7 protein-coding genes are annotated in these 11,681 nt (G+C 71.9%); 4 read left to right on the top strand and 3 right to left on the bottom strand.

Features of this window, described 5'->3' with window-relative positions; translation table 11 throughout:
- Positions 1-86: 86 nt before the first annotated feature.
- Positions 87-2,822 carry a glycosyl hydrolase family 65 protein gene (locus tag ABZ370_RS35620; RefSeq protein ID WP_358629780.1) on the top strand — a complete coding sequence of 912 codons (2,736 nt, stop codon included), beginning with the start codon at positions 87-89 and terminating at the stop codon, positions 2,820-2,822.
- Positions 2,823-2,970: 148 nt separating this feature from the next.
- Here the strand turns inward: ABZ370_RS35620 and ABZ370_RS35615 are convergent, their stop codons facing one another.
- Both ABZ370_RS35615 and map read right to left on the bottom strand, forming a co-directional pair.
- Complete coding sequence (locus tag ABZ370_RS35615) at positions 2,971-4,050, bottom strand: helix-turn-helix domain-containing protein (protein ID WP_358629777.1); 1,080 nt, start codon at positions 4,048-4,050, stop codon at positions 2,971-2,973.
- 120 nt (positions 4,051-4,170) lie between these two features.
- Entirely contained in the window at positions 4,171-4,938 is a 768-nt protein-coding gene (gene map / locus ABZ370_RS35610) for a type I methionyl aminopeptidase (RefSeq protein ID WP_358629774.1), read from the bottom strand.
- 67 nt (positions 4,939-5,005) lie between these two features.
- Here map and ABZ370_RS35605 point away from each other — a divergent pair, with 67 nt between their 5' ends.
- Both ABZ370_RS35605 and ABZ370_RS35600 read left to right on the top strand, forming a co-directional pair.
- On the top strand, positions 5,006-5,287 hold the full coding sequence (locus tag ABZ370_RS35605) for a helix-turn-helix transcriptional regulator (protein WP_358629771.1): 282 nt from the start codon (positions 5,006-5,008) through the stop codon (positions 5,285-5,287).
- A 236-nt stretch (positions 5,288-5,523) separates the two neighbouring features.
- Positions 5,524-9,408 (top strand): ABC transporter transmembrane domain-containing protein, encoded by a 3,885-nt coding sequence (locus ABZ370_RS35600; RefSeq protein ID WP_358630034.1) that lies wholly within the window; start codon positions 5,524-5,526, stop codon positions 9,406-9,408.
- 106 nt (positions 9,409-9,514) lie between these two features.
- Here ABZ370_RS35600 and ABZ370_RS35595 read toward each other — a convergent pair whose 3' ends face one another.
- The gene (locus tag ABZ370_RS35595; protein ID WP_039941875.1) at positions 9,515-9,958 is read right to left on the bottom strand and encodes a hypothetical protein; all 444 of its coding nucleotides are present in this window, start codon (positions 9,956-9,958) and stop codon (positions 9,515-9,517) included.
- A gap of 192 nt (positions 9,959-10,150) precedes the next feature.
- Between ABZ370_RS35595 and ABZ370_RS35590 the strand changes: the two genes are divergently transcribed.
- Positions 10,151-11,557, top strand: coding sequence for a S28 family serine protease (locus tag ABZ370_RS35590; protein WP_358629768.1), 1,407 nt, complete (start codon positions 10,151-10,153; stop codon positions 11,555-11,557).
- Positions 11,558-11,681 lie beyond the last annotated feature (124 nt).

The raw sequence follows: 11,681 nt of genomic DNA, 5'->3' as shown, positions 1-11,681 counted from the left end.
TGAAGGCGTTGCGCGATCCATTGACCTGATGTGTTCACCTCTTTATCGTCGCTGCGACCGTCACCGGCGAACCACGACGGAGAACAATGACGTACTCCAACCCCCGGCTGCCGCGCACCGCCCGGCTGATCGCCCCGCTGCTCGTCTGCGGGCTGATCGCCGCCGTGCCCCCGGCGTCCGCCGCTCCCGAATCCGACTCCTCAGCCACGGCCCGTGCGGGCGGCGGGGGATGTGCGCGTGGGCCGTCCGACGGCTGGGCGCCGACCTCCGACCGCATCGATCCCAAGGACAGCCACCACGCGTACGTGGGCAACGGCTATCTCGGGCAGCGCGTGCCGCCGAACGGCACCGGCTACTCGGGCGGCGGCGCCAAGACCGGGTGGCCGCTGTTCACGCCCCGCTACGACGGCGCGTTCGTCTCCGGGCTGTACGCGCACAACAAGAAGACCACCGAGAACCGGCAGGTCGCCGCCGCCATCCCCACCTGGTCCACCCTGAACGTGGCCACCGGGGGCAAGGGTTCGGAGACCTTCGGGTCCGGTACGTCCGCCGGGCAGATCTCGCACTACCGGCAGACCGTCTTCATGCGCTGCGGCTTCGTCCGGACGTCCCTCACCTGGACGGCGTCCGACGGCCGCGCCACCGACCTCACCTACGACGTGCTCGCCGACCGCACCGACGCGCACGTGGGCGCCGTACGGCTGCGCATGACGCCGCACTGGAGCGGCGACGCCACCGTCACCGACCGCATCGACGGGCGCGGCGCGCGGCGCATGACGCGGACCGGCGGCGGTACTCACGGCGACCGCACGGTCGATGTGGCCTTCCGTACGGACGGCACCAGGACCGATGGCGCCGTCGCGTCCACCCTGCGGCCCGGCCGTAACGTACAGAAGGCGAACGCACAGAACACGAGCGCACAACAGCCGGAGCAGGGCGACAAGTTGAGCGCCCGGCAGGGGGTCCGGTTCCCGGTGCGGCAGGGCCGTGCGTACGAGTTCACCAAGTACGTCGGCGTCGACACCGCGCTGACCTCCCACGCCCCGCGCGCCGACGCAGTCGCCGCCTCCCGCCGGGCCGCCGACCGTGGCTGGCCCGCACTGTTCACCGCGCACACCGCCGCCTGGCGGAAGCTCTGGCGCTCCGACATCGAGATCGGCGGGCGCGGGCAGCGCGACCTCCAGGGCTGGGTGCGCTCCGCGCAGTACGGGCTGCTGTCCGCCACCCGCGCCGGTTCCCGGAACAGCATCTCCCCGACCGGGCTGAGCAGCGACAACTACGGCGGCCTGATCTTCTGGGACGCCGAGACGTGGATGTACCCCGGGCTGCTGGCGAGCCACCCCGAACTGGCCAAGTCCGTGGTCGAGTACCGCTACAAGACCCGCGCCGGTGCTCGCACCAACGCGCGCAAGCTCGGCTACCCCGGCCTCTTCTACCCCTGGACGAGTGCGAGCAAGGGCGGGCTGTGGACCGAATGCCACAGCTGGGACCCGCCGCACTGCCGCACCCAGAACCACCTCCAGAGCGATATCGCGCTCGCGGCCTGGCAGTACTTCCAGGCCACCGGCGACGCCTCCTGGCTGCGCGAGCGCGGCTGGCCGGTGCTCGAGGGAATCGCCGAGTTCTGGGCCGGGCGCGCCACCCACAACGCCGACGGCAGCTACTCCATCAGAGACGTCGCGGGCCCCGACGAGTACAGCAACGGCGTGGACGACGCGGTGTTCACCAACGCCGGAGCCGCCACCGCCCTGCGCGACGCCGCCCGCGCCGCCCGCGTTCTCGGCGAGAAGCCCCCCGCCGCCTGGACCCGGATCGCGGACAAGCTGCGCATCCCGTACGACAAGAAGAAGCAGGTCTTCCAGCAGTACGACGGCTACAAGGGCTCGCTGATCAAGCAGGCGGACACCGTGCTGCTCATGTATCCGCTGGAATGGCCGATGTCCGGGAAGTCCGCCGCCAAGACGCTCGACTACTACGCGGCGCGCACCGACCCCGACGGCCCGGCCATGACCGACTCGGTGCACGCGATCGACGCCGCGTCCATCGGGGAGCCCGGCTGCTCCTCGTACACGTATCTGATGCGCTCCATCAAGCCGTTCGTGCGCGGCCCGTTCGACCAGTTCTCGGAGGCGCGCGGCGAGAAGGCGGGCGCCAACGACCCGCTGGCCGGGTCCCCGGCGCAGGACTTCCTCACCGGCAAGGGCGGTTTCCTCCAGGTCTTCACCCACGGCCTGACCGGGATGCGGATGCGCGAGGACGCCGTCCGGCTCGACCCCATGCTGCCGCCGCAGCTCCGCGACGGCGTCACCCTGCGCGGCCTGCGCTGGCAGGGCCGTACGTACGACGTGGCGATCGGCCCGCACGAGACGACGGTGCGGCTGACCGCCGGGGCGCCGTTCGACATCGAGACGCCGCAGGGCGGGAAGCAGGTCGTGAGCGAGGGCGCCCCCGCCGTCCTCAAGACCCGCCGCCCGGACCTCACCCCGACCACCAACCTCGCCCGCTGCCAGAAGGCGACGGCGAGTTCGCGGGAGCCGGGCATGGAGCCGGGCGCCGCCCTCGACGGCAACGCGGCCACCGCCTGGGTCCCCGACGCGGCCCGGGGCACGCTCACCGCCGACCTCGGCCGGACCGTACGGATCGCGAAGGTCACCCCGCGGTGGACCACCACCCGCCCCGCCTCGCACCGCACCCAGACCTCGCTCGACGGCAGGCACTGGCGCGACGGGGCGACCGGCCCGGCCCGCTACGTCCGCGTCACGCTGCGCTCGGCGGACGACAAGAAGCGCGCGGGCATCGAGGAGCTGAAGGTGACGAGGTGATGACGAGGTGACGTGACACCGGCACCGGCACCGGGCGAGCCGTGCACGGATCATCAAGAACTGTGCACTGCACGCCAACGACACCCGGCGGCGGCCGGTCCATGCTGATCAGGGAAGGTGAGCAGGACTTCGACGGGGGGAGCCCTGCTCACTCTCCCCCGTGCGTCACGTGCAGCCCATGCGTCGCGTGTGCCTCATGTGCCTCATGTGTCTTGTGCGTCTCACGGGTCCCGAGCGTCCCGTGGGCCAGTGCGGTCAGGCGGAACTCCCGGGGCGGCATGCCGTAGGTGCCGCGGAACGCGCGGCTGAAGTCGGCCGCGTGGCTGAAGCCCCAGCGCGCGGCGATGGCGTGGATGGGGGTGCCGCTCTGCAGGGGGTCGGCCAGGTCGCGGCAGCTGCGCTCCAGGCGCTGGGCGCGAATCCAGGCGGCGACGGTGTGCCCCTGCCGCTCGAAGAGCCGGTGGAGGTAGCGCACCGAGATGTGGTGGGCCGCGGCGATCGAGGCCGGGGTCAGATCGGAGATGTGCAGATTCCTTCGTACGAAGTCCTGGATGCGCAGGACGAGGGCGTTCCGGTGGCTCTCGGGGGCCATCTGGAATGCGGCGGGCCCGGTCTCCGCCTCGCCGCCGTCCAGCTCATGCGCGAGAAGCGCGGTGAGCAGGTCGGCCACGACGGTGCCCAGGCGCGGTGTGTCGGCCGGGCGGTACGCGGTGTGCTCCGCGCTCAGCCGGATCAGGACGTCGGCCAGGAGGCCGCCGATCCCGGTCCGCCCCGACAGCTGCCGTCCGAGCAGCCGGTTGAGGTCGTCCACCGGGAACGGCAGCAGGGACGGCGGGATGCCGATCGTCAGCTCATCCGTCCTGCCGCGCTCGATGGCCCCCTCGTAGGGCAGGGAGGTGCAGGTGAGCATGAACTGCCGGTCGCCCAGCGTGGTGGTCACGCCCCCGTGCACCATGTCGGCCTCCCCGCGCAGATTCAGCTGGAGGTGGTACAACTCCGGGTCCGACCGGCGGATATGGGCCGCGGTCCGCTGAGTCCACAGGGAGGGGAAGGAGGAACCGGCCACCGTGACCTGGCCCAGGTCCATGCCCCACATGGTCGCCCGGAAGTCGTCCTCGTGGGCGCTGCGCAGCTCCATGGGGACCATCGGCCCCTCGCACAGGGCGCGCCAGGCCGCGAACCGTTCCGAGGGTGGGATGTCGTCGATCTGGACGTCCATCTCGAACATCACCCTTCCACTGTGCGGTGATTGCCTGATGCGACCCTAGTCGCCTCCCATAAGTGTTTGCTGAACGATGCGGTAGTCAACAGTCCGCATATCCGCGGAGGAGCGCGACCCGTGCGCCCCTCAGGGGGCGGTGAGCACCCGCGGTCCGTCGTCCGTGATCGCCACGGTGTGCTCGTTGTGCGTCGCCCGGCTGCCGTCCACCGTACGGAGCGTCCAGCCGTCGTCGTCCTCGCGGTACGCGTCCTGGCCGCCCGCCATCAGCATGGGCTCGATGGCCAGCACCAGCCCGTGCCGCAGCCGGTAACCGCGCCCCGGGCGCCCCTCGTTGGGCACCGGCGGGTCCTCGTGCATCTGCCGCCCCACGCCATGGCCGCCGAAGTCCGCGGGGATGCCGTATCCGGCCGCCCGGCCGACCGTTCCGATGGCGTGCGCGATGTCGCCGATCCGGGCGCCGACGACGGCCGCCGCGATGCCCGCCTCCAGGGCCTTCCGGCCGGTCTCGACCAGCCGCTGGTCCTCGGGGCGCGCGGTGCCGACGATGAAGCTGATCGCACAGTCGCTGGCCCAGCCGTCGACGACCGCACCGCAGTCGACCGACACCAGATCGCCGTCGCGCAGCCGGTAGCCGTCCGGGATGCCGTGCACGATCGCGTCGTTGACCGAGACGCAGAGGGCCGCGGGGAAGGGGGTCATGGCGAAGTGCGGCCGGTAGCCGAGGAACGGGGAAGTGGCCCCGGCGCCGCGCAGCACCTCCCGGGCCACGTCGTCCAGTTCGCGCAGGCGTACGCCGATGGCGGCGGCTTCGCGGGTCGCCGTGAGGATGCCCGCGGCGACCCGGCCCGCCTCCCGCATGGCGTCCAGCGATGCGTCCGTCTTGATCTCGACCATGGTGCGGCTCTCCTGGGTAAGTCGGTCTGGGTGACCCAATTCTTATACCGGTATTAGTATCACGGTCATGGTGCGCACTCCTCTCACTCCGCTGGAACGTGAACGCGGTCGCTTCCTCGGCGTCCTGCTACGTCAGGCCCGCGGTGAACGCAGCATGGCGGACGTCGCCGCCGGGGCCGGGATCTCGGCGGAGACCCTCCGCAAGATCGAGACCGGCCGGGCTCCGACCCCCGCCTTCTTCACCATCGCCGCCCTGGCCGCCGCCCTGGGCTTGCGGCTGGACGACATCGCCGCGCGCTGCGCCGCGGCCATCGCCCCGGAGGAGGAGGTGCACGACGAGGCGGCGTAGCGGCCCCGTGCCCGGCCCGATTGTTGCGGAAGGATGAAATCCGCACACCTGTGTGTTGGGCCTTCCGGTAGCAGTGGAAAACCGGGAGGTCATGGGTGGCGGGCGGTAAGGGCGCTAAGGCCGACAAGAGCGGCAAGAGTGATGAAAGCGATAAGCGTGACGAAGGTGGTAAGCGCGGCAACAGCGGCCCTGCGGACGCCGAGCGGGGCTGGGCACGGCGGCTGACCCGCCACTGCATGCGCTACCGCCGCAACGTGCTGCTCGCGCTCGGGGCCTCGCTCGCCGGGATGGGCGTCATGGGGCTGGTCCCGCTCGTCACCAAGCTGATCATCGACGAGGTGATCGTCCGGCACGACCGGTCGCTCGCGCCCTGGGCCGTCCTGCTGATCGTGGCGGCCCTCGTCGTCTACGCCCTCACCTACGTCCGCCGCTTCTACGGCGGACGGCTCGCGCTCGACGTCCAGCACGATCTGCGGACCGACATGTACGCGTCCCTGGTCCGCCTCGACGGCAGGCGCCAGGACGAACTGTCCACCGGCCAGATCGTCGGCCGCGCCACCAGCGACCTCCAGCTGGTCCAGAGCCTGCTCTTCATGGTGCCGATGATGATCGGCAACGTACTGCTCTTCCTGATCTCCCTCGTCGTGATGGCGGTGCTCTCCCCGCTGCTCACCCTCGTCGCCCTCGCCGTGGCGCCCGCCCTGTGGGTCCTCGCCTCGCGCAGCCGCGTCCGGCTCTTCCCGGCCACCTGGTACGCCCAGGGGCAGGCGGCCGCCGTCGCCGGGGTCGTGGACGGGGCGGTCACCGGCGTCCGCGTCGTCAAGGGCTTCGGCCAGGAGGCCCAGGAGGCGGGCAAGCTCCGCGCGGTCGGCCGCGGCCTCTTCGCCGCCCGGCTGCGCACGGTCCGGCTGAACGCCCGCTACACCCCCGCCCTCCAGGCCGTCCCCGCCCTCGGCCAGGTCGCGATGCTGGCCCTCGGCGGCTGGATGGCCACCCGCGGGCAGATCACCCTCGGCACGTTCGTCGCCTTCTCGACGTACCTCGCGCAGCTCGTCGGCCCGGTGCGGATGCTCACCATGATGCTGACCGTCGGCCAGCAGGCCCGGGCCGGAGTCGAGCGGGTCTACGAACTCATCGACACCGAACCGGTCATCCAGCAGCGCCCGGACGCGCGCGAACTGCCCGAAGACGTGCCCGCGACGGTCGAATTCGATCACGTCACCTTCGGGTACGACCCTGACCGGCCCGTGCTCTCCGATGTGTCGCTGCGTATCGAACCGGGCGAGACGGTCGCCGTGGTCGGCGCCTCGGGCAGCGGCAAGTCCACCCTGTCCATGCTGCTGCCGCGCTTCTACGACGTGACGGACGGCGCGGTGCGGATCGGCGGCCACGATGTGCGCGAGCTGACGTACGCGTCGCTGCGCGCCGCCATCGGGCTCGTCCCGGAGGACAGCTTCCTCTTCTCCGACACCGTGCGCGCCAACCTCGCCTACGGGCTGCCGGACGCCGACGACGAGCAGATCAGGGCCGCCGCCCGCGCCGCCCAGGCCGACGGCTTCATCTCCGCTCTCCCGAACGGCTACGACACTGAAGTCGGCGAGCAGGGCCTCACCCTCTCCGGCGGCCAGCGGCAGCGTATGGCCCTGGCCCGCGCCATCCTCACCGACCCCCGGCTGCTCGTCCTCGACGACGCCACCTCGGCGGTCGACGCGCGCGTCGAGCACGAGATCCACGGGGCGCTGCGGGGCGTCATGGCGGGCCGTACGACCCTCCTCATCGCGCACCGCCTCTCCACCCTCGCCCTCGCCGACCGCATCGCCGTCCTGGACGGCGGCCGCCTGGTGGACCTCGGTACGGACGAGGAACTGCGGGGGCGCTGCGAGCTGTACCGCCGCCTGCTGACGGACCCGGACGAGCTGAGCGGCATCACCCGCGACCCGGCCGGGCGCCTCGCCACGCGGCCGCGCGGCGGCGACGACCCCGAGCACGCGGGCGCGAACGCGGCCGCGCTCGCCGGGTCGTTCGGCGGCGAGGCCGCCGCCACCGGACTGGTCGAGCCGTGTCTCGACGGGGAAGTGTCCGCGAACGGAAACGGCGACGGCAACGGCGACCGGCCCACGGCGCGCGGCGGCGACGACCCGGCGCACGCCGCCCCCCATACCGCCGTTGACGGCGTCACCCCGGAGCTGTGGGTGCGGCGTGACGGCGGCGACGGCGACACCACGGGCCCCGAGGCGCGCACCGCCACCGCACCGCCCGCCCCCGGTATGGCCGGGGCGCTGGCCGGGATGCCCGCCACGCCCGAACTGCTGGCCAAGGTCGAGGCCCTGCCGCCCGCCACCGACACGCCCGACGTGGACGAGGAGCGGGCCGCGCGGCCCGAGGAGAGTTACGGGCTGCGGCGGCTGCTGCGCGGCTTCGGGGCGCCGCTGCTGCTCTGTCTGCTGCTGGTGTCGGTCGACGCGGTGTCCGGGCTGCTGCTGCCCGTGCTCATCCGGCACGGCATCGACCAGGGCGTCCAGCGCCTCGCGCTGGGCGCGGTGTGGGCGGCGTCCGGGCTGGCGCTGGTCGTCGTCCTGGCGCAGTGGGCCGCGCAGTTCGGGGAGACGCGGCTGACCGGACGCACGGGCGAGCGCGTGCTGTACGCCCTGCGGGTCAAGATCTTCGCGCAGTTGCAGCGGCTCGGACTCGACTACTACGAGCGCGAGCTGACCGGCAAGATCATGACGCGGATGACCACCGACGTGGACGCGCTGTCGACGTTCCTCCAGACCGGTCTGGTCACCGCCGTCGTCAGCCTGCTGACCTTCTTCGGCATCCTGGTCGCGCTCCTGGTGATCGACGTCCAGCTGGCGCTGGTGGTGTTCGCGACCCTGCCGCCGCTGATCGTCGGCACGTTCGTCTTCCGCCGCAAGAGCGTCAAGGCGTACGAACTCGCCCGCGAGCGCGTGGGCAACGTCAACGCCGACCTCCAGGAGAGCGTGGCGGGGCTGCGGATCGTGCAGGCCTTCCGGCGCGAGCGCGTCGGCCGGGAGCGGTTCGCGGGGCGCAGCGACGCGTACCGGCAGGCGCGGGTGCGCGGCCAGTGGCTGATCTCGGTGTATTTCCCGTTCGTGCAGCTGCTGTCGTCCACCGCCGCCGCGCTGGTGCTGATCGTCGGCTCCGGGCGGGTGAGCGACGGGACGCTGACGGCGGGCGCGCTGGTCGCCTATCTGCTCTACATCGACCTGTTCTTCGCGCCCGTGCAGCAGCTGTCCCAGGTGTTCGACGGCTATCAGCAGGCCACGGTGTCACTGGGCCGCATCCAGGAGCTGCTGCGGGAGCCGACCACGACTCCGGCGCCGGAGAGCCCGCGCGCGGTGCGGACGGTGCGCGGCGAGGTCGCCTTCGACGAGCTGCACTTCCGTTATGGGGATGGCGAGGAGGCGCTGTCGGGCATCGGCCTCACGATCCCGGCCGGGCAGACGGTGGCGTTCGTGGGGGAGACGGGTGCGGGCAAGTCCACCCTCGTCAAGCTGGTCGCCCGCTTCTACGACCCCACCGGCGGCGCCGTACGGGTCGACGGCACGGATCTGCGCGCGCTGGACCTCACCGCGTACCGCAACCGGCTGGGCGTCGTCCCGCAGGAGCCGTATCTCTTCCCCGGGACCGTGCGCGACGCCATCGCCTACGGGCGCCCCGACGCGAGCGACGCCGAGGTGGAAGCGGCCGCCCGGGCGGTCGGCGCCCACGCCATGGTGGCCTCGCTCGACGGCGGCTATCTGCACGCGGTCTCCGAGCGCGGGCGCAATCTGTCGGCCGGGCAGCGCCAGTTGATCGCGCTCGCGCGCGCCGAGCTGGTCGACCCGGACATCCTGCTGCTCGACGAGGCCACGGCCGCGCTCGACCTGGCCACCGAGGGCCTGGTCAACCAGGCCACGGACCGGCTCGCGGGCCGCCGCACCACGCTGGTCGTCGCGCACCGGCTGACCACGGCGGCCCGCGCGGACCGGGTCGTGGTCCTGGACCACGGACGGGTGGTCGAGGACGGCACGCACGAGGAGCTGGTGGCGCGGCCGGACGGCCGGTATGCCGAGCTGTGGCGCACCTTCACGGGGGAGACGGCCCCGGTGGGGGCGTAACGCCCCCGCCCTCGGGGCGGGTTCGGCCGCCTCATGAGTGCGCCGCCCGGCCGTGACTATCCGGCCGGTGACTCTCGGCGTTCACCGCTCATCACGTACGGTGACGTCACGGTTCCATGCCGCTCGCCCTCGCGATGCCCTCGACCTCGCGCCGGTCCGCCTCCCGCTGCTCCGCCTCGGCCGCCACCCGCTGCTTGTGGCGGTGCAGGAAGTCGGGGTCCTGGGCCCGGTCCTGAGGCACCAGCACCTTCATGCCCTTGGCGTGCGGGCTGTCGCCGAGGTCGACGACCACCCGCTCGTCCTGGGAGGTGAGCAGGCCGAACAGCACCAGCAACTCGGCCTGTAGGGCGGGGGTGAACAGCTCTTTCTCCTCGGGCCCCATGCCGAGTTCGTACGTCCCCCCGCGGACGGCCGGTGAGGTGCTCAGCTCGCGCAGCAGCCGCATGAGCAGCTCAAGCGAGCGCGGATCGATTCGTTCCTGCAATTCGGTCAGATACTGCGTCAGCCGCTCGGCCCGTTCGCTCCGGTCGTGCCGTTCGTCTCGGTCCATGTCGCCAGGATGCGCCATCACAGCCCGCTACGAAAGAGGGTGACGGTAACAACTCTCCGTATTCGGCGGCTGGTTGGCCTGATCGGACGCCTCTAGCCACTCCGTCTGTGCCCCGATAGGTTTCCGGCGACCTGTGCGATTCATGTGCACCACGTGATGTGCACTCCTGAGGTGCACCCAAGGGGAGGGCGAATGGGCAAGGCGCTCAGATGGCTGTTGTCGCTCGTGATAATCGTGGGGGCGGTCGGCGCCGGTGCGGGCAGCGCACCGGTGGCAGCGGCCACCCCCGCGGGCGAGCCGGACATCAAGGAACGCGTCCTGGCGATACCCGGGATGAGCTTCGTCGAGGAGCAGCCGTACGACGGCTACCGCTTCCTCGTCTTCACCTACCGGCAGCCGGTCGACCACCGGTATCCGTCCAAGGGCACCTTCACGCAGCGGTTCACCCTGCTGCACAAGGCCACCGACCGGCCGACGGTGTTCTTCACCTCCGGCTACAACGTCAACACCACGCCGCGCCGCAGTGAGCCCACGACGATCGTGGACGGCAACCAGGTGTCCATGGAGTATCGGTTCTTCACGCCGTCGCGGCCCCAGCCCGCCGACTGGTCGAAGCTCGACATCTGGCAGGCCGCCAGCGACCAGCACCGGCTGTACCGGGCGCTGCACCGCGTCTACGGCAAGAAGTGGCTCGCCACCGGCGGCAGCAAGGGCGGCATGACCGCCACCTATTACCGCCGCTTCTACCCGAAGGACATGGCGGGCACCATCGCCTACGTCGCCCCCAACGACGTCGTCAACGACGAGGACTCGGCCTACGACCGCTTCTTCGCGGGCGTCGGCACCGCCGAATGCCGCACCAAGCTCAACGCGGTCCAGCGCGAGGCGCTCGTACGGCGCGACGAGATCGTGGCGCGCTACCAGAAGTGGGCCGACGAGGAGAAGCAGACCTTCAAGGTCGTCGGCAGCGCCGACAAGGCGTACGAGAACGTCGTCCTCGACCTGGTGTGGGCCTTCTGGCAGTACCACCTGCTGAAGGACTGCGCGGACGTCCCCGTGACCACGGCCTCCACCGATGAGCTGTACAAGTTCATCGACGAGATCTCCGGCTTCTCCGCCTACACCGACCAGGGCCTGGAGACCTACACCCCGTACTACTACCAGGCGGGCACCGAACTGGGCGCCCCCACCTTCAAGACCCCGCACCTGGACGGCCTGCTGCGCTACCCCGGCATCTACAACCCGCGCAACTACGTCCCGCGCGACATCCCGATGCGCTTCAAGGCGGGCGCGATGCGGGACGTGGACCGCTGGGTCCGCCATGACGCGCGGCGGATGCTGTTCGTCTACGGGGAGAACGACCCGTGGGGCGCCGAACCGTTCCGCCCGGGCAAGGGCGCGCGCGACTCCTACGTCTACACGGCCCCCGGCGGCAACCACGGCTCCAACATCGCCCAGCTGACGGCGGACGAGAAGGCGAAGGCGACGGCGGCCGTCCAGAAGTGGGCGGGCGTCCCGGCCACCTCCGAGCCCCTGGCCCGCCCCAACACGAAGCTGGACCACCGCGAGGTGGAGCGCGACCCGGCCCTGCGGCCGTAACGCCTCCGCCCGGGCGCGCTCCGGGTTCGGCCCGGGGCGCGCCCCCGGGGGCGCGGGGGGCCCGCCCCGGGCGGCGCCCGGGGGGGGGGGGGGGGGGGGGCCCCCCCCCGCCGCCGGCGGGGCG

Source organism: Streptomyces sp. NPDC005962 (assembly GCF_040629205.1).
Classification (GTDB): Bacteria; Actinomycetota; Actinomycetes; order Streptomycetales; family Streptomycetaceae; genus Streptomyces.
The sequence above is the reverse complement of the archived record's forward strand: the minus strand, read 5'-3'. Positions and strand labels throughout refer to the sequence as shown.